12 protein-coding genes are annotated in these 19,985 nt (G+C 37.6%); all 12 read left to right on the top strand.

The features are described 5' to 3' along the window. The first annotated feature begins 239 nt into the window (after positions 1-239). Positions 240-1,829 carry an N-6 DNA methylase gene (locus ACJMNB_RS08485; protein WP_405341367.1) on the top strand — a complete coding sequence of 530 codons (1,590 nt, stop codon included), beginning with the start codon at positions 240-242 and terminating at the stop codon, positions 1,827-1,829. Then, on the top strand, positions 1,816-2,886 hold the full coding sequence (locus ACJMNB_RS08480) for a restriction endonuclease subunit S (RefSeq protein ID WP_405341364.1): 1,071 nt from the start codon (positions 1,816-1,818) through the stop codon (positions 2,884-2,886). Before ACJMNB_RS08485 ends, ACJMNB_RS08480 begins: the two co-directional genes overlap by 14 nt. An 18-nt stretch (positions 2,887-2,904) precedes the next feature. After that, on the top strand, positions 2,905-3,363 hold the full coding sequence (locus tag ACJMNB_RS08475) for a DUF6998 domain-containing protein (RefSeq protein WP_405341361.1): 459 nt from the start codon (positions 2,905-2,907) through the stop codon (positions 3,361-3,363). A 96-nt stretch (positions 3,364-3,459) separates the two neighbouring features. Continuing rightward, positions 3,460-4,908: an AAA family ATPase gene (locus tag ACJMNB_RS08470; RefSeq protein WP_405341358.1), complete on the top strand. Its 1,449-nt coding sequence runs from the start codon at positions 3,460-3,462 to the stop codon at positions 4,906-4,908. A 197-nt stretch (positions 4,909-5,105) separates the two neighbouring features. Then, positions 5,106-6,590, top strand: a complete 1,485-nt coding sequence (locus tag ACJMNB_RS08465) for a hypothetical protein (RefSeq protein ID WP_405341355.1) — start codon at positions 5,106-5,108, stop codon at positions 6,588-6,590. Between the two features lie 7 nt (positions 6,591-6,597). Beyond that, complete coding sequence (locus tag ACJMNB_RS08460) at positions 6,598-7,383, top strand: hypothetical protein (protein ID WP_405341352.1); 786 nt, start codon at positions 6,598-6,600, stop codon at positions 7,381-7,383. Continuing rightward, positions 7,380-8,189, top strand: coding sequence for a DUF4393 domain-containing protein (locus ACJMNB_RS08455; protein WP_405341349.1), 810 nt, complete (start codon positions 7,380-7,382; stop codon positions 8,187-8,189). Before ACJMNB_RS08460 ends, ACJMNB_RS08455 begins: the two co-directional genes overlap by 4 nt. A 48-nt stretch (positions 8,190-8,237) precedes the next feature. Next, positions 8,238-9,620, top strand: coding sequence for an SIR2 family NAD-dependent protein deacylase (locus ACJMNB_RS08450; protein ID WP_405341346.1), 1,383 nt, complete (start codon positions 8,238-8,240; stop codon positions 9,618-9,620). Position 9,621: 1 nt separating this feature from the next. Beyond that, a complete protein-coding gene (locus ACJMNB_RS08445) occupies positions 9,622-13,716 on the top strand; it encodes an NACHT domain-containing protein (protein ID WP_405341343.1) in 4,095 nt (1,364 codons plus the stop codon). A gap of 409 nt (positions 13,717-14,125) precedes the next feature. Then, positions 14,126-15,448 carry an RNA-binding domain-containing protein gene (locus tag ACJMNB_RS08440; protein ID WP_405341340.1) on the top strand — a complete coding sequence of 441 codons (1,323 nt, stop codon included), beginning with the start codon at positions 14,126-14,128 and terminating at the stop codon, positions 15,446-15,448. A gap of 96 nt (positions 15,449-15,544) precedes the next feature. Next, the gene (locus tag ACJMNB_RS08435) at positions 15,545-18,796 is read left to right on the top strand and encodes a type I restriction endonuclease subunit R (protein ID WP_405341337.1); all 3,252 of its coding nucleotides are present in this window, start codon (positions 15,545-15,547) and stop codon (positions 18,794-18,796) included. A gap of 245 nt (positions 18,797-19,041) precedes the next feature. Continuing rightward, complete coding sequence (locus tag ACJMNB_RS08430; protein WP_405341334.1) at positions 19,042-19,980, top strand: sugar nucleotidyltransferase; 939 nt, start codon at positions 19,042-19,044, stop codon at positions 19,978-19,980. Positions 19,981-19,985 lie beyond the last annotated feature (5 nt).

The following is a 19,985-nucleotide window of genomic DNA, read 5'->3' as shown; positions in this document are numbered from 1 at the left end:
TTTCCCCCTCGCTCCCACTGCGGTGCCGCAGAAGGACGCTACCCCGTCTGGGGGGCCTCAGACGCCGGCCCCGCAACGCCCCGCTTTTAGATATAAAAAAACATGCAAACTATAGTTGGCATGTCATCTGTTGTTTATGCGGAAAAAACTGAAGAAATATATTGCTGTTGCGTTACTATTTTTGTGACAAAATAATTGAATATATAATCAATTCCTCGTTTTTATTATATATTTCCAGTATGCCTAGAACTAAGAATTCCGCGCAGTCTGCGCCTGCAAAAAAGAAAAACGTCCCGGAAAAGTCCGTGGAAGCATCCCTTTGGGAATCCGCCAACAAGTTGCGCGGAAGCGTTGAACCCTCCGAATACAAGCATGTAGTTCTCTCGCTCATATTCTTGAAGTTTGCAAGCGACAAGTTCGAAGAACAGCGTGCGAAACTCGTTGCCGAAGGCAAGGGCAAGTATGCGGACATGCCGGACTTTTACAATAAGGATAATGTCTTTTATTTGGACGAGACTTCCCGCTGGAGCTACATTGTCGAAAATGCCCGTCAGAATGGAATCGCCCTCTTGATCGATACCGCGCTTTCGAATATCGAAAAGAAGAACAAGGCTTTGCGCGGGGCTCTACCGGACAACTATTTCTCTAGGCTTCAGCTGGATACCGCGAAACTCTCGGCGCTCATCAGCGAAATTGACGGCATCGACACGCTCAAGGACAAGGAGCAAGACGTGGTGGGCCGCGTCTATGAATATTTCTTGGGCAAGTTCGCCATCGCCGAAGGCAAGGGAAAGGGCGAATTCTATACGCCCAAGACGATTGTCGGCCTGATTGCCGAAATGATTGAACCCTATCGCGGCAAGATTTACGACCCCTGCTGCGGTTCGGGCGGTATGTTCGTGCAGAGTATGAAGTTTATCGAGGCTCACCATGGCAACAAGCGCGAGGTCTCGATTTACGGTCAGGAATACACCGGCACCACGTATAAACTGGCGAAGATGAACCTCGCCATTCGTGGCATTACGGGGAACCTGGGCGCAAAACCCGCCGACACCTTTGCCGAAGACCAGCACAAGGATTTGAAGGCGGATTTTATCATGGCGAACCCGCCCTTTAACCAGAAATCCTGGCGAGAAGAAAACGAACTCTTGGATGACCCGCGTTGGAAAGGCTACACCGTGCCGCCTACGAGCAACGCAAACTACGGCTGGATTTTGAACATAGCCTCGAAACTTTCTGTAAACGGTGTGGCAGGATTCTTGCTCAGTAACGGCGCGCTCAGCGGCGAAGGCGACGAACAGGAAATCCGCAAGCAGTTACTCAAGAACGACAAGGTCGAAGCCATTTGCATTTTGCCGCAAAATATGTTCTATTCCACGGGTATTAGCGTGACACTCTGGATTTTGAACAACAACAAGAAAAAGCGTGAAGACCGCGTGGGCGACACCATCCGCAAGTATCGTGATCGCACCCACGAAGTGTTCTTTATGGACTTGCGCCAGATGGGCGAACCCTTTGAAAAGAAGTATATCCAATTCAGTCCCGCCGACATTGAGAAAATCAGTTCCACTTACCACAAGTGGCAAGAAAAGAAAATCAAGGATGAACCCGAATACTGTGCTACTGCGACACTCGCTGACATCGAAGCGAAAAACTGGTCCCTGGTGCCGAGCAAGTATATCGAATTTAAGAACCGCGACGAGACTTTGGATTTTGATGCAAAGATGAGCGAATTGCAAGGTGAAATGAAAATTTTACTAGCGGAAGAAGAACGCTCAAAGAAAGAACTAAAAAAGTTATTTAAAGAGTTGGGCTATGAAATTGACTAGATATAAGCTAGGTGATTTAATCGTCCAACGACGAGAAAAGAATGAAGGCTTTGATGTGCCGATAAGAGGTGTGTCAAGAGAAGGCTTTATCAAGCCGAAACAACAGGACGCAGATACAAGCATTTATAATGTCTTTTATCGGAATGATTTTGTTTTCAATCCTGCTCGAATGGAGCTGAATTCTATCGCTTTGAATCTTGAATTTGATAAAGCTTTATGCTCGTCATTGTATGAAGTTTTTTATGTAAAAGATCAAAGTATTGTATTGCCGGAGTTTTTAAATCTACATATAAAAAGAGATGAATTCGCTCGCCATTGCGAGTATATTGGCTCTGGCTCTGCAAGAGAATATTGCCGGGTTGCTCAAATATCTGAGTTTGATATAGATCTGCCTTCAATTGAGGTACAGCAAAAAATTGTTGATGCAAACCGTCTTTTAGCAAAGCGAATTGACACCAACAAGAAACTCATCGCCACCCTCGAACAAACCGCCCAAACCCTCTACCGTCACACCTTCGTCGATAACATCGACCCCAACAATCTCCCCGAAGGCTGGCGAATGGGAACATTAGGGGAGGTGTGTTCTTTTAAATATGGAAAGTTGCCTGATAAACACTTGAAGAGCGATGAATATCCGTATCCTGTTTTTAGCGGTTATGCCGTAACTGGATACTCCGATGAATATATTTTGGAAAAATCTGAAATTGTGGTGATTGCGCGAGGTGATGCTGGTTCAGGAAAAGTGTGCATGTCTCCGCCAAAGTGCTTTTTATCAAATTTGGCTATTGCTGCTATTACAAATGATGAACAGATGAAATATTATTTGTATTATCATTTGTTGAATTCTGATACGATGTCTCTCCGTTCTGGAACAGCTCAGGCTCAAATAACAATTAATAATTTGGAGCCATTTGAAATAGTTATTCCTGTTAAAGAATTGTGTGTGGATTTTGGTGAAAAAGTTCAATCCATTCTAAATTGTGTGGAAAATTATAACCAACAAAACCAAATCCTAACCCAAATGCAAACCCTTCTCCTCTCCAAAATGGGAGTGTGAAATAATAAGAGGTTGGGAATGAACCATGTAATTAATCTTGAAAAAAAATGTCAGGATGTTTTAAAGAAATATTATGAAGCTCTTTCTGAATTAGAACAACTTGAAATTATTCGTTCTAAAAATATAACGGGAGATATAGGAGAATTTCTTGCTTTGCAATTTTATCCTGGTTTAAAATTGGTCGAAAGGCAAAATAATCCAGATTTTGATGCAGTAGATGCTGATGGAACTAAATACCAGATTAAATATTCTGATTCGTCAAAAACAGAAAATATTGATATAGGCAATCCATTGAAGTATGATAAACTTATTGTCATTTTAGGTCCCAATAGTAAACATAAACAAGATGATTCTAATCTGTTTTCTGCGTATGTATTTTCTAAAACGGATTTAGAAAAAAATTTATCAAAAACAAAGCAAGGTCAGTATACCCTTACGAAGGGTAAGTTGTATAAATTACTACTTGCATTGCAGTGATTAAACGTGGATTATATCGTCGATATAAAAGAAATATGTGTTATAAATTTAGAGTAATGATTTAATTGACCTAATTATTAAATAGGAGATAGAATAATGTTCCAAAGAATTGAAAAAATAGAAAATTATGGAAAATTTAGTAATCAATGTATTGGATCGCCCAATTGGGGTGGGGCTTTGAGAAAAGTCAATGTTGTGTATGCTCCAAATGGCAGTGGAAAGACTAGCCTTTCTGTTATGTTTCGTTCTTTGAAGGAAGATCCGGAATTAGTAAATAAGAAAAAAAGTTTTTCTTCGGAAAAATCGCCCAACATAAGACTTAGGCTAGAAGGTGGTCGACTTATTAAGTTTTGTAATGGTTCTTGGGATTACATTGTGGAAAATATTGTTGTTTTTGACAATTTTTATATAGAAGATAATATATATCTAATTACATTAAAAAAAGAATTCGGCAGTTTATATTTTTTTGAATTGCAAAAAAAAGAGGAAATACAAAAAATTGCAGAAGACCTTGATTCAAAGAAAAGAGAACGAGGTAAATTAGCGGATAAAAGAAAAAATTTTAGAAGAATTGCGAAGCAGAAGGGGTGGAAATATGAAGTCGATAAACGATATATTGCGATGACTCAAGGTATTTCTGATTTAGATCGTATTATAAAACAAAAAGAACGAGAACGGAATGAAATAACAATGCAACAACGGGATTCGTTTCGCGAAAAAATAAATTTGTATTTAAGTTGTTTTTCTGATAGTATTGAAATAATGTCATTGACTTTAATTGAAGGAAAAATACTTTATAGTATAAAAATAAACGGACAAATTATTAATACGAAGGATTACGATCGATACTCTTTAAAGTATTCTTTAAGCGAAGGTGACAAAAATGCTCTATCGTTATCATTCTTTTTGGCCAAATTGGATATGATTCCTAACTTGAAGGATTTCTTTATTGTAATAGATGATCCGTTTACGAGTTTCGATCAATATCGTAAACTTGCTACAATAAATAAACTTGTTTCGTTGTCTTCAAGAATTAATCAAATGCTTTTGTTGACGCATGATCAATATTTTGCTCGAGATTTTTATAAAAAATGTGAACAGGAGAAGTTAAGTTTACAATTGACAGAGACGATAAACGGTTCTGTTTTTCAGGAATATGATATTGAGGATGCAACTATGACGGGAATCACTAAGGACATTAAGGTCCTTAATGAATACTTGACAAAAGGAGCGAAAAGTCAAACGGAAATGAGAGAAATCGCAAGGTGTATCCGCCCAAGTATTGAAGGAATCATTCGCTTGAAATTCTATCAATATGTAAATCAAACAGAATGGTTGGGTGATTTTATAAAGAAAATAAAAGAATCAACAAATGGATCTCCTTTTTATCGATTGAAAAATTCTTTAGATGAAATTCGTGAAATAAATGATTTCTCAAAAGTATATCATCACAGTAATCCGTCATTTATGGAGGAGCCTATTAGTAATACGGAACTGAAGAATTATGTTAAAAGAACTTTGAAACTAATTATGGAAAAAATATAGGCATTCCATTTTTTTACAAAAGAATGTCCTTCCCCCCCCAAAAAAAACGCTTATATTTTTGACCAACAAGAAAAAAGGATATGTTTAAATGAAGTATAGTAATTTTTTTTTGTGTTCTCTCAGAGATTTCGACAAAAGGGAATAAGCATTTATTAAAATAAATTCAAATATATACAAAGTTTACTGATAGGGTTTTTATGAAATTTTATGCAAGAACGTCAAAATTATTTGATTCTATAACTATTGATGGAGAAATATGGAATGGAGATGACTATGATTTTGATTTGAAATATGAAGATAATGAGCATATTCCCTGTATTTTCTTAGGAGAAAATGGAGTTGGCAAATCTTTATATGCTCAAATTATTTGCTATGTAGCCTTTATTTATCATCAAAGAAATAGGAATCCTATTGAAAAGAATCCCAACCTTAATCATGTTGTCCAAATTCTAGCAGATTTAGAGATTGGTTATGTATGTTGGGAAAATGACAGACCAAGAGAGAGAGAAATAATATGTGTTGAAACGAGTTATACTCCGAAATATTTACTTGCACAAAGAAAAAACGAGATTTTTGACATTGAGGGTGTTAAAATGCACCTTCCGTCAACAGAAAAAAGATTCTATTGTATTAAAATATCTCCCAAAGCTCAAAATTACTTTGAAACGCATAAAATTTTATATTACTCTAACAGTCAGTTTCCTAACAACATTTCTTTTTTCTCTCAGGCAGCGTCTTCAGCGACCTGTAAAGATATTGATTATTTGTTCTTATTATCTCAAAATAAAAATATGCTTAATGATATAGGAAGTGTTTCTTTTGAATTGTTTTTGAACAAGTCTTATGCTGCTTTTTTTGATGTGGAAAAAGAATGGGAAAAAATATTATATCGTTCTGATTTGCAAGATTTTTCAAATTCTTTTTTAAGCCAATACTCTGAAATAAAAGAATATGGAGAAATTCTTTTTCATTTTTATAACATGAAAATAGAACCATATGCTCCAAATGATATTTCGTATAAAGATAAATATAAAGCTTTAATTGATGAGATAAGATCTTGTTTTCTTTTTAAATGTATGAATTTATTTATACAAGATGAAAAATTTAAACAGGAAAAATTTCCTTCACTCGCGTTTACCATGAGTGATTTTACTTTAGTTGATTTGTTTCTTTTACGTTTTATGCAAAGAAAGGGTTTTCATGTAAATATTCGGCTTTTAATAGACAATATAGATTTTAATTATTTGAATTCAGGAAAAAAATATGATATTTATTTAGCCTGTTTGAGAAATATTTATAGGACAGGTGAAGTACTTTTTTTTCTTGATGAACCAGAAAATGCGCATCATATAAGAATACAAGAATCCTTAATGCGTAAAATGCCAGAAAATTATCAATTAAATATGATAACCCATTCGCCATATCTTGTTCAAGGACTCTCAAAGTATACTTCATATTATATAATTAAATTGGTTTATCGCAATAATAAAAATCCTCGTAATCTTATTATTGAAAATGCGAAAAATGTTTACGAGGATATAAATGACATTTCAGCTGAATTTTTTGCATATAGTCCAGTAATTGAAAAATGGAATGCGCTAAATAAAGACATCTCAGTAGATAAATTTATTTCAGTGGAAAAATTTTACAAAGAAATAGAGGAATTAAAAAATCTTTATTGAGGTACCTATGCGTTATATTGAACGAGTGACAGAAGATAGCTTGTTGAATAAAAGAGTCAGAGGTAGAAAATTAAAGTATACCGATAATAAAGCAAAAACACATTTAGCCAGAATTTATGGATTTAAATGTTGCTATTGCGAAAGCCCTATTAACAGCGCTGATTACTTTGAAGTTGAACATTTTTATCCTAGGCATCCCAATCCGATACCATTTAATATGAATAAAGCAACATATTCGAGATTTGTTGTTAATGATGTTAGAAATTGGCATGTAGCATGCAAGAGATGTAACTCTACAAAAGGAAATTTTGTTGGCGCACTTTCTCCCAATTATTTTTATGATCTATCAGGTTCACAAAATGGATGGAATGTTTCCGATGAAAGCTATATTTCAAAGAATATTTGGTACGATGGCGCGGAAGCGTATTTCACAAACAAGTACCAAAGTTTTTTTGATAAAATAAAAATAAATGGAGAAACCACAAAAGAAAAAATTGGTATTCATGCTGCTCTTTATCAATGTAGGGTTCTTTATTTAGAAGAAACGATGTGTTTTATGTACCTTTTGGCATCCTTAATTCAAAAAACAGTCAATTCCAATGTAAACAATCAAAACGTAAATTGGTTTGACGCTTTGTTTTTATTTAATACTATTCGGAAAAGGTTTACGAAAAAAGCCCCATATTCCAGGATGATAATCAATAATTGCGGCCTAGCCTACCTTCAAATAGTTGAATGTTTGATAAGAGTAGGATGTCCGCTGAATTTCCAAGATATTTGTAAGGATATGTGAAGGATAATGCCAAAATGAGTGATATTCCTTCTGAAATAGAAAATGTATTGACAGATTGTGCAAAGACAATTCTTCCACAGCTATATACGGATTTGGCTCAACCTGGAGTAAAAGCCGTTGGTCAAGCCCTTGGAACTGTATTGGAGTTGTCTTCTACGATATTACTTCCTTTAAAATTGGTTAATGAAAAAGCCAAACTTCTTTTTGCAAAAAGAATGAACGAGTATAAGGAAAAAATAGAATCAATTCCAGAAGAAAAGAGAACTACCGTTGCTCCTGAACTCGGAACACCAATTCTAGATAAATTGACTTATACTACGAATGAAGAAATTGCAAGATTGTTTACCAATTTGCTCACAAATGCCTCTAATGAAGATCGGGCTAATTTAGCGCATCCTTCTTTCGTCTCAATGATAGAACGGTTGTCTTCGGATGAGGCTCGTATATTGAATGCCATGCAAAAATCGGATGACATTCTATATTGTGATTTTGATGGAGTTCTTGCTGATGCATACACTCCAATACTTAAACATGTGACAGCCATTCAAAAATATGTTACATTGCAATACCCCCAAAACGAATTAGCGTATTTATCAAATTTGGAAAGCATGGGCATTTTGAAGGATTCTTTTCCGAAAGAAAAGGTCAATGAGCCCCTTTATGCTGAAATTATGGAACTTCATAGAATCAATCAGATTGGAAAACAAAATGTTCCGTCAAAATATAGAGACGCGATGCTAACTAGAAGTTTTTATAGTGTAACTCCATTTGGAAGAATGTTCATTGAGGCTTGCACTCGGGTTTAGTAGAATAGCAAAAGAAGATGAGTCTCCCTTTTCTGAAGAGTGTGTAGAATGGCTGTGATATCAACGCGAAAACAACTTATTCATGAGCTGGCTGTTAGGGCGGCTAATGAAAATCTAGGTTTGTTCGTTGGTACGGGTTTTTCTATGTCCATGAACAATAAAATGTGTAATTTTAAAGAATTAGTGGAAACTCTATACAATTGTGGTGGGTCTCGTAATTTCGAAAATGATATAAAAAATAATCCGAAAAAATTTATTGGGAAATCTTTTCCACAGGTTGTTGAATCCATTGAACAAGATTTAGGCAAAAATGGAAGGACTACAGTTGTAAATGTCGTTGTTGGTAAATGTTCTATAAATGCAGATGACAAATGGAATGATAATTCCGACAAAAAAGAATTTGAACGACGAAAATCTCAAAAATCAAATTTGTCTCTCGTCAAAGATGCATTTGCAATAATAAAACCTCAATGGGCTATTACAACAAATTACGATTTAATTCTTGAGCAACTTTTGGAGAATCCTGAAACTATTGGTCCTAAAAGTCCGTTTTCTATTCATAAAGGAATTGTTCCTGTTTTTCATATGCATGGTCATGTCAAAGATCCTGAAAATATTGTTATATCAGAAAAAGATTATGCTCAGGCTATGAAAATCAATGATTATAGACAACTAAAATTGTCGATGATTTTGGCGGAATCATCCGTACTATTTATTGGTTATAGCTTGGGTGATATAAATGTTCGAACCGCAATTGAACAATCTAAAACATTTTGTGTAAACTCTGATAATGATTTAAAAGAACAAAATGATAAAATAATGGTTTTGTTAGATTTTGATGGAAATACAAAAGATTTAGATGAAGACGATGTTCAATTTGATGAGAAAATGAACATATATACTCTAAAATATAGAAGCGTTCCGTTTTTTTTGAGTCAATTGGCAGAAGAAGTAAGTAGAGTAAAAGATTCTATGAAGAGTGAACTTGAATCAATATTACATAAGATTGATGAAATGGAAAATTCTGATGTAAGGTTGAAAGATTTAAATATCGAGCTAAAAAAATTATCAAGCGATGTATTGTATGTTATTAGCAAAAATTTGATAGATTACTTAGAAAATATTTGGAATCAGAAATATTTGGGAAATGGTGAAATTTTAAAATATGAACGCTTTGTTAGATTTGTTTCGAAATTACTTTGCTGCAATGATATCTTGTTTTTAAATCCTCTTCTGTTTTATAATATTTTGGGTAGGTTGGATAAAATGTTGAAACGTTCTAATGACTTTAAAGAGGCTGTGATGTTTTGGAACAGCCATAGAAAAGATATTCCACAAAGTGTGATGCAAGAGATGATAAAAAATTCTGCTGCTAATGAATATTATAATTTGACACAAAATATTAAATATTTTATGGAAAAAGGAAAATAAAATGGAAGTTGATTTTTACAAAATCAGAAAAACATCGAAAGGTCAAAGAGACTCTTTTGAAAGTCTTGTTTGCTCGCTATTCCATAAAAAATTTGAGCAGTTAGGTGAATATCAATGTTATCGCGGTGATGGGGGGGATGGTGGTGTAGAGGCTATCTTTATATGTCCTGATAATAGTGAAATTGGTGTTCAGGCAAAATTTTGGGAGAATAATGAATTTGGTTCATCACAGAAATCACAATTGGATGATTCTTTAAAGACCGCTTTGGAGAAACATCCGAAATTGAAAACTTATTATGTTGCGATTCCATTTGATTTAACTGGTAATGTGTCTGCAGGAAAGCGAAAGAGCCAAACACAAAGATTTGATGAATGGAAATCAAAAAGTGAAGAATTATATTCTATAAAAATTGAGTTGTGGTCCAAAAGCATTTTATGCGATATCTTGCAGGAAGTTGATGCTTCTAAAGGGTTGCAAAGATATTGGTTTGATGAAAATATTTTAACTGGAGAACAGCGTCTTAATCATATTCGAGATGCAAAGTCCCAAGCGGGGGAAAAATATACCCCAGATTTGAATGTTGGCGTTCCTTTGATGAATACCTTGGATTCGTTCACAAATGTTGAATTCCTAAACAAACAATGTAATGATAGAATTCGAACTATTCAGAAAGATTTTTTAGAGGATTCATATTTTCAAGAAGCCTTGGGTGAATCTTGTAAATGTGTATGCCAATCTATTTGTCTTATTATTGATTTGCTGAAAAATTTAGTAAATCGAAAGAATGTTGAAGAAAGTTGCAAAAATTTAGTGAAGTCCTGTCAAGAATTGTTTCCTGTTTTAGAAAAAGGCGAACAAGAGCAACTTCAAATTCTAAAGAATAAATTTGGTGACAAATTTGTAGATAATGAGAGATTTCGCCAATTTCAAGCGCAATATATGTGTGATTTCCCTGCTGCAAAATTGGATAAAATTAGAGAATTTAAGACGTTTTTAAGTAGTCTTTTGTATTGGATGGATGGAGACTCCTTTAGAGTTTCTTATTCTAATTTCTTGGCTATTAAGGGACCTGCAGGTATTGGAAAAACTTTCTGTGTTATTGATTATGTTGAGCAAAATAAGGATTGTGCTCATTATATATTCTATGGTGATGATTTTAATAATGACGAACCATGGCGTGTTATTTTAAATAAATTGGGGCTGTCTGCTACAATTTCCAGGGAAGAACTTTTCGGTTCTTTAGATGCATGCGCTGAAAATCTAGGCAAGACTTCTGTTATATTTATTGATGCCCTAAATGAGTCTGGCGAACGAAAAAAATGGAAAAAATGGCTTGCTCCATTGATAAACCAGATTTCTAGCTATCCACATTTAAAGCTGTGTGTAACGTGCCGAGATACATACTGGAGCGATGTTTTTAGGGAAGAAGATAAGTATATAGTTGTTGAGCATAATGGTTTTTGGGGACAAGAACAAAAAGCAATAAGGGCTTTCTTTAAACATTATAAATTGAATGAACCCATATATCCATTGTTTAATCAGGAATTTGGAAATCCGCTATTCTTGCGCCTTTTTTGCGAAAGCTTTAAAAATGAATCTTTTGCAGATTTTCCAAAGGGAAAGATTGGACTAAAAACTGTATATCAGCGTTATATAGACAAAAAGACAAGGTTGATAGCAGATGCTTGCGATCTTGACCCAGACGATGATTGGGTCCGAATGTATTTGGATGCCCTTGCTGAAGAAATGACGATCACTCAAAAGAGATTTGTTGAACGAGGACGGGCTAAAGATATTGCAAAGAAATTGCATAAGACCGATGCGTTCGCGCAATCTCTTTTTTCTCAAATGGAAAAAGAAGGGTTATTGTCTTTTTATAATTACGATTCAAAAAAAATCGTACGTTTTTCCTATGACCGAATGGCTGATTATTTTGTTGCACAGAAACTACTTTGTGATGAGAAACAATTGGGCTTTGCGCTAAATAATAGTGAATGGCTTGAGCGAAATGCGGGAACATTAGAAATGTTGGCCATCTTACTTCCCGAAGAAAAGAATAAAGAGTTGTGCGATTGTTTTTCTGAAACAGAAAAAGATTTGTGGTTCCTTCCTTTTGTAAGAAGTTTGTCTTGGCGTTCAAATGAATCTTTGACTAGACACACTAAAGAAATTATAGGAGGTCTTGTAAAAGATGCTGGACATTGTGAAGATACCTGGCTATCTTGTTTGAGTGTGGCTACAATTCCAGATAATCCATTAAACATTAATTTTTTTGAAGAAACATTTTTATTTTCACGAGAAGTATGCAATAGAGACCCAGTTTTTTCTTTCGTGTTTAGAAATGGGTACGAAGAAAATAAATCTGTTTTTAAAATAATTGATCTTGCCTTGAATCAGGAAAATTTGCGCCAGTATAGCGATGATTCGCTGTTCTTGTGGGCGAAAACGCTATGTTGGTTTTTAGCACATCCAGATAGAAGAATTCGCGATAAAAGTAGTAAGGCTTTGGTGCGAATTCTGTTAACAAATTTACGTCTATCAGCAGAAATGCTGAATCATTTTGAAGATATAGATGATGAGTATATTACGGAAAGAATTATTGAATCCGTTTATGCATCTGTTTTATTATCTCGCAATGTAAATTATGCTATTGATTGCGCACGAAAAATTATTTCTATGAATTTCATGGGGAAATACGAAAATGTAATTATCCATGATGCTTGTAGATTGATAATTGAATTTGCTTATATGTTAGATTCAAATTTTATTTCAAAGGATGAATTTGAAGTTCTTGTATCAAAGTGGCCAAATAAACATTTTGAAAAAGTTGATGAAAATGTTTATCAATTGCTTGTTCAAAAAGAAGAATTCGCGTCTAGACATATCAATTTTGTAGGACATTGGTATACGGATTTTCAATGTTACGTTTTGGTGAATAAAATAGATGACTTTGATCTCGAATCAAAAGACATTTCGTATGATGATGTTTACAAATGGTTTGTTGTAGAATTGAGTAAACTTGGATATCCTGGAGATAAGTCTAAATGCTGGATATACGATACTCAAACATTGAACGATTATGGTTTTGATCGTATGCGAGCTGTATATGCTGAACGATTGAGTAAAAAATATTATTGGATTCTATTACGTCGCTTGGTTGGTTTATTGCAAAATACAGTTCAGCGCAAAAAGAAATCTTGGGATGATTCTCCGGAGCCAACGGAGCCTAGACTTTATAGTTTGGACTTGAGACAAATTGATTTGACGGATATTCGTTATAATTGTGAACATAAATATCCATCTCTTATTTGGAGTATTCCCTCTTTTAAATCAAAAGAGACTAATGAAGAGTGGCTGAATGGTGAAAGTGATTTTTTTGATGCGGATTCTGTAATTGGCGAGTTGAAAGATGAAAAAGGCAATTCTTGGATTCCGTTACATCTATATAAAGATGAAAAACTTCGCAGTCAAGATAGTGATTATAACTATAAAGATTCCTGTATGTTAGTTGTCGCCTATTTATCGACAAAAGAGTATATAGAATCTCTTTCTAAAGATGATTTGGATTATTTTATATCGGGTGCTCCTATGCAAGGAGATTCTAACGAATATCAACTTTATTTAGGTGAATATCCCATTGCGAGATCGTATTATGAAAAAGTAGAATGTAATGAAATTTCTGAGTGCAATTCTCGTTTTGAAGAATTATGCAAAACGTCATTTGAATTTTTACGGGGTACCGAGTGGGAATATGACTGTAGTTATTCTGATTTAGATGAAAATGAAAAAGAGAAACTTGCTGGATCAATAAAGTTCCCTTCAAAGAAGTTAATTGAATCTCTTAAGTTGCGTTGGGATGGCAATTCTGGATGGTTTAATTTAGCAGGGCAGTTAATTTGTTTCCAGGATAAATCGGGACTATTCATTGCAAAAGATTCCTTAATTAATCTTTTAGGTGACGATAATGCTTTGCTAATGAATGTATATCGTGAAAAGATATATTCGGAAAATGGCAAAAGTGGATTGAAAGCTATTAGACGAGCTTATAAGTGGAGTAATAATGGGATTGAATGTATAAGAGAACGAGAAGAATGATTACCCAATCCTTCTCCAAATTTTTCTGGAAGCAGTACCTTTTGCTTGAATAAGACTTCCTCGAAACGGATGAATTAGTTTCGATTGACAAGAGCTATTTCAAGATGATCTGTCGCCTTTACTAGTTCTTTTTTGACTGGTGTAAAAGTGCAACAACTTGTTGCACTTTTGGTAGACTTTGGTGAATCATGCTTAAAACTGCGACAAGCTGTCGCAGTTTTGTGTATTATATTGGGGATGGTTCTGCAATGTTTCGTTGTGTAAAATTTCCTTAAGCCCCTTGCCAACTTTTTGAATATTAGATACATTAATGCCCGACGTGTTTCTCTGCGTTTAATGGAGAAATGCGTCTTTTTTTATTCTGGAATTTCGGAATAAGGGGACGCCTCAACAACCCGACGGAGGCGTAATGAACAAAGAAAATCATTTTGTGGAATACAAGCGTGAATTGTCCGAAACCTTCGAACGTTCTGTAATCGCTTTTTTGAATTCTACCGGCGGGCACATCTATGTTGGAATCAATGACGATGGTTCCGTATATGGAGTAAAAGATACGGACCGTGTCCAGCGTCAAGTAGCAGATCGGATCTTGAACAATATCAAACCGAATGCGATAGGGCTCTTTGATGTCGTTGCGGAGGAAAAAGATGACAAAAATATCGTTCATGTGGCGATTTCCGGAGGATCCGAAAAGCCGTATTATTTGAAAAAGGCCGGCATGACTCCCGAAGGTTGCTTTGTGCGCGTGGGTAGCTCAGTCCATGGAATGAGCGAAAAGATAATTCTAGAGACATTCGCTTCTCGTGCAAAGGTTTCTCTTGCTAGAATCCCTGCCCCGCGGCAAGACTTGACGTTTAGCCAGCTAAAAATCTACTACGAAGAGAGCCACAAGCCCTTGAATAGTCAATTTGCCAAGACTCTGGAATTGCTTACTCCCGACGGAAAATACAACTACAATGCTTATCTCCTCTCAGATGAAAACGGTGTTTCTGTAAAGGTGGCGCGGTACAAAGGCTCGGACAAGTATGATCTTATTGAAAACGAGGAATTTGGTTATTGTAGCATTATAAAGGCTGTAAAGTCGGTGCTTATGCGATTGCAAGTGGCGAATATTACTCATGCCAAGATTACCCCTATGGAGCGTATCGAAAAGCCCCTTGTTGATCCAGTAGCCTTGCGAGAGGCGGTTGTCAACGCTGTCGTTCACAATGATTACACGAAAGAGGTCCCGCCCTTGTTTGAGATTTTTTCTGACCGGATGGAAATAACGAACTACGGTGGTTTGGTGGATGGCCTTTCAAGGGAAGATTTCTTCAACTGTTGTTCGATGCCGCGCAATCGCGAACTTATGCGTATTTTCCATGATTTAGATATGGTCGAGCAGCTTGGGAGCGGTATGCGGCGTATTCTGCGTTCCTATGATGAAACGGCGTTCTCTTTCACGGATCATTTCATGCGGACTTCGTTCTATTTTAAAGGGCAACCGCAGTTGGGTGATAGGATAAATGATAGGATAAATGATAGGATAAGTGATAGGATAAAACTCACGGAAACAGAAACGCTGATATATGCAGAAATAAAGCGGAATCCATCCATTACAGTTCCCCTTCTTATGCGAGAATCTGGTTATTCCGAACCGACGGTTAATAGAACTTTGAAATCTCTACGGGAAAAAACATACATAGTTCGCATTGGGGCTCGAAAGAATGGACGGTGGGAAATTTTGAAATAAGGCGTAATTCCCACTTTTTGGGGGCTAAATGGATGTTCATTGCCTTTTTTAACATATAATCGGCCTTTTTATGCTTGATAAATTTATCTTTATGGCATGGCCTTCAAGGAAGCGGATTTAGAAAAGGCGATCAAGGACCTCCTGGTTCAGGAGGGGTATTCCTATGTGCCTGGGGAACAGGTCCCGCGTAAATCCAACGACGATGTGATTATCGAAAGCGACCTGAGGGCCTATCTGCATTCCCGCTATGATTCCGAAGGCATTACCGAAAGCGAAATTTCTCGCTTGGTGTTGATGTTGCGCAGTTTGCCCAGTGGCGACCTTTACGAGAGCAACAGGCGTTTTTGCGAAATGCTAGGTAACGGCTACATGCTCAAGCGTGATGATGCAAATGCGAAGGACTTGCTGATAGACTTGGTTGACTTCCGCCCGGTGGAGGGTGGTGCTGACACAAGTGCGTTGCTCACGGAAGATGCTCAACTTGATGCTGCCGACAACTATGTTCGCTATCATGCGGATTGCAACATTATCAAGTTTGTAAACCAGTTTGAAATCGAGGGCTCCGAAAAGCGCATTCCCGATGGAATCCTTTTTGTGAATGGCCTTCCGATGGTCGTTTTTGAATTCAAGAGTGCTGTTCGCGAAGAGGCGACTGTTCACAACGCCTATGAGCAGCTTACGATCCGTTACCGCCGCGATATTCCGCACTTGTTCGCCTATAACGCATTCTGTGTCATTAGCGATGGCGTGAATAACAGGGCGGGCAGTTTCTTTGCGTCTTACGATTATTACTATGCGTGGCGTCGTATCGGTATGGACCGCGGTGAGGTGCAGGGCGGTTTTGATACCCTTTACACGATGATGGCGGGAATGTTCAACCGTAAGCGTTTTTTGGATATTCTGCGCAACTTCATGTATTTCCCAGATTCGAGCAAGAAGGAACTCAAGGTGCTGTGCCGTTATCCGCAGTATTATGCGGCTCGTGCTCTGTTCCAGAATATCAGCAAGGTGCGTCGCCCTGGTGGCGATGGCAAGGGCGGTACGTATTTTGGTGCGACCGGTTGCGGCAAAAGCTTTACCATGCTTTTCTTGACACGCTTGCTGATGCGTTCAAAGAATTTCGGAAGCCCGACAATTGTTTTGATTACCGACCGAACGGATTTGGATGATCAACTTTCTGGCTTGTTCCTGGCTTCGAAAAAGTTTATTGGCGACGAGATGGTGCAGAGCGTGGAAAGCCGTGCTGACCTGCGCGCCAAACTGCAGGGTCGCAAGAGTGGTGGCGTTTTCCTGACGACCATACAGAAGTTCAGCGAAGATATTGAACTTTTGACGGACAGGAACAATGTGGTCTGTATTTCGGACGAGGCTCACCGCACCCAGACGAATTTGGACCAGAAAGTGGTGGTGACGGATAAAGGAGTCAAGACTTCTTATGGTTTTGCCCGCTATCTGCACGATTCCCTGCCCAATGCGACCTACGTGGGCTTTACGGGAACTCCGATTGATGCAACGCTTGATGTGTTCGGTAAAGAAGTTGATGTCTATACGATGACGGAATCCGTGAATGATGGCATTACGGTGCCCATTGTTTACGAAGGTCGTGCTGCCAAGGTGGTGCTGAACAATTCTGTGCTCGCCGAAATTGAAAGGTATTATGACGAGGCCGCCGAAAAAGGCGCTAGCGATTATCAGATTGATCAGAGCAAGAAGGATGTTGCCAAGATGGAATCGATTCTTGGTGACCCGGATCGCTTGAAGGCTGTCGCAGCTGATTTTGTTGCCCATTACGAAACCCGTGTTCAGGAAAAGTCGACGGTGCGTGGCAAGGCGATGTTTGTGTGCTATAACCGCCAAATTGCCTATGCGCTGTACAAGAATATCTTGGAACTTCGCCCTGATTGGGGTGTGGCGCGTGTAGCCGACGAACAGGACTTGCAAGAGGAACTGACCGACAAGGAAAAGCGTGAGCTGAAACCAGTTGAACGCATCAAGATGGTCATGACTCGTGGCAAGGACGATGATAAGACTCTATATGACTTGCTTGGCACCAAGGAAGACCGCAAGGAGCTGGACCGCCTTTTCAAGCAGGAAAAATCCAACTTCAAGATTGCGATTGTGGTGGACATGTGGCTCACCGGCTTCGACGTTCCCTGCCTTGATGCCATCTACATTGACAAGCCTATTCAACAGCATTCCTTGATTCAGACAATTTCCCGCGTGAACCGCACCTTCGAAGGGAAGGATAAGGGAATTGTCGTTGACTATATCGGCATCAAGAAAAAGATGAATATGGCGCTCAAGCAGTACGGCGCCGGTTCTGAACAGAATGTGGAAGATATTTCCACTGCGCTCAAGGAATTCCGGGACCACTTGGATTTACTTGACCGCTTGATGCACGGCTTTGACGATTCTGGGTATTTTAAACCGACTGGCGACAAGCCGGAACTTTGTAAGCTTGAATGCTTGAAGAATGCTCAAGAATACGTTCAAAAGACAAAGGAAAATGAAGCCCGATTTATGGGGCTTTCCAGGCGTTTAAAAGCCGCTTATGATATTTGCGTTGGCAACGAGGATCTCACGCAGAAAGAACGTGACCGCGCCCATTTCTATTTTGCTATTCGCTCCATCATATTCAAGCTCACGAAGGGCGATGCACCCGATGTGGCGCAGATGAATGCTGCGGTGCGTGAAATGATTGCCGCTGCGCTGGAAAGCGAAGGTGTTGAAGATGTGACGTCGTTGAATAGTGACGAGGCTGAATCTGCAACACAGAATATTTTTGATGAATCGTATCTTGAGCATATCAACCGTATCAAGCTGCCGAATACGAAAATCAAGCTGCTCCAGCGCTTGTTGCAAAAGGCGATTGCACAGATTCGCAAGGTAAACAAGGTCAAGGGAATTGATTTTACCGCCCAGATGCAGCGGCTTGTCGAAAGCTACAACAACCGCACCGAACAGGATGTCTTAAAGGGCGAAGTTTACGAGGAAATCGCGGAATCGCTTACTGAAATGATTATGAAGGTCCGCGCCGCCTTTAAGGATGGCGAAGACCGTGGTCTCAGTTTTGAAGAAACCGCTTTCTACGATATCCTGAAAAATCTCTGCATCAAGTATCACTTTACTTATCCCGAAGATAAGCTGATTGCGCTCTCCAAGGAAGTTAAGAAAATTGTTGATAACCAGGCTGCTTTCCCCGATTGGGATAAGCGTGACGACATCAAGTCCGCATTAAAAGTCGATTTGATTATTGTTTTGGATGAATTCGGCTACCCGCCTGTGGAACGCGATGAAGTTTACGTCGAAATCTTTGAACAAGCCGAGAATTTTAAGAAGAATCGATAGAACCGAGTGATCTGAAAAAAAACGGAAAGAAATGAGTTTAGTTGGGGTAATAGCTCAATTTATGAGGATTTTGGTTGGCTTAAACCACGCGGATGTTGTATGACGGCTCTAAAAGCTGTTTTTTTTATGATAATAATGTTTTTACTTTGTTGCTAATCTGAATTTGTTTGCGATTTAGGCCCGTTTTGAGCAAAATAATATATTTTTCTGCCAAGAAAATATAAGTTGTTTGAAATAGGACTATTATGAAAGGCATTATTTTGGCTGGTGGCAAGGCTACAAGGATTAGACCTGTCACAGATGTACTATCGAAGCAAATTCTGCCTATTTATGACAAGCCGATGATTTATTATCCTTTGTCGGTTTTGATGCTTGCCGGCATTAAGGATATTTTATTGATTTCTACGCCTGAATTTACACCTTCATTTGAAGAACTTTTAGGTGATGGGGCGAGATTTGGCATCCATATCAAATATAAGATTCAAAAGGAAGCGAATGGATTGGCACAAGCTTTCATAATAGGTGAAGAATTTGTTAATAAAGAGCCTTGTGCCTTAATTTTGGGTGATAATATTTTGTGGGGAGAAGAATTGGAAGGTAAACTTAAAAAGGCTGTAAAAAATGTTGAGGAAGGGTTTGTGACTGTTTTTTGTCGACAAGTGGATACTCCTGCGGATTTTGGTGTTGCAGTGTATAATGAAAAAACGGGAATTGTATCTAAACTTGTTGAAAAACCGACGAAGTATGTTTCAAATGAGGCTGTTATTGGACTCTATTTTTATGATTCAAAAGCTTGTGATTATGCGAAAACATTGACGCCTAGTGCACGTGGTGAATTAGAAATCACTGATTTGAATAAAAAATATGTTGAAGAAAAAGCTCTTAAAGCGATCCCACTAAAAAAAGAAGAATTTGAATGGAATGATGCTGGTTCTTTTGAAGGTCTTTTTAAGGCTTCTGAACAGGTGAGATTGTCTCAAAACAATGGTGCGATGATTGCGTCACCAGACGAAATTGCATTTCAAAAAGGTTGGATTAGTCAAACAGACTTGCTTAAAATTGCTCAAAAGTATGGAAAGTCTAAATATGGAGAGTATTTAGAGGATGTGGCTAGGAAAAGTAGAGTGGATGACAAAAAGGCTGATGATACAATGTCACTTGATTTTTTAGATGAACTTAAATGAGGTAG

This window comes from Fibrobacter sp., from assembly GCF_045131395.1.
Classification (GTDB): domain Bacteria; phylum Fibrobacterota; class Fibrobacteria; order Fibrobacterales; family Fibrobacteraceae; genus Fibrobacter.
The sequence above is the reverse complement of the archived record's forward strand: the minus strand, read 5'-3'. Positions and strand labels throughout refer to the sequence as shown.

Excerpts from the sequence above, each read along its gene's own strand:
- ACJMNB_RS08485 (WP_405341367.1), top strand. The coding sequence starts at position 240 with ATGCCTAGAACTAAGAATTCCGCGCAGTCTGCGCCTGCAAAAAAGAAA.
- ACJMNB_RS08480 (WP_405341364.1), top strand. The coding sequence starts at position 1,816 with ATGAAATTGACTAGATATAAGCTAGGTGATTTAATCGTCCAACGACGA.
- ACJMNB_RS08475 (WP_405341361.1), top strand. The coding sequence starts at position 2,905 with ATGAACCATGTAATTAATCTTGAAAAAAAATGTCAGGATGTTTTAAAG.
- ACJMNB_RS08470 (WP_405341358.1), top strand. The coding sequence starts at position 3,460 with ATGTTCCAAAGAATTGAAAAAATAGAAAATTATGGAAAATTTAGTAAT.
- ACJMNB_RS08465 (WP_405341355.1), top strand. The coding sequence starts at position 5,106 with ATGAAATTTTATGCAAGAACGTCAAAATTATTTGATTCTATAACTATT.
- ACJMNB_RS08460 (WP_405341352.1), top strand. The coding sequence starts at position 6,598 with ATGCGTTATATTGAACGAGTGACAGAAGATAGCTTGTTGAATAAAAGA.
- ACJMNB_RS08450 (WP_405341346.1), top strand. The coding sequence starts at position 8,238 with ATGGCTGTGATATCAACGCGAAAACAACTTATTCATGAGCTGGCTGTT.
- ACJMNB_RS08445 (WP_405341343.1), top strand. The coding sequence starts at position 9,622 with ATGGAAGTTGATTTTTACAAAATCAGAAAAACATCGAAAGGTCAAAGA.
- ACJMNB_RS08440 (WP_405341340.1), top strand. The coding sequence starts at position 14,126 with ATGAACAAAGAAAATCATTTTGTGGAATACAAGCGTGAATTGTCCGAA.
- ACJMNB_RS08435 (WP_405341337.1), top strand. The coding sequence starts at position 15,545 with ATGGCCTTCAAGGAAGCGGATTTAGAAAAGGCGATCAAGGACCTCCTG.
- ACJMNB_RS08430 (WP_405341334.1), top strand. The coding sequence starts at position 19,042 with ATGAAAGGCATTATTTTGGCTGGTGGCAAGGCTACAAGGATTAGACCT.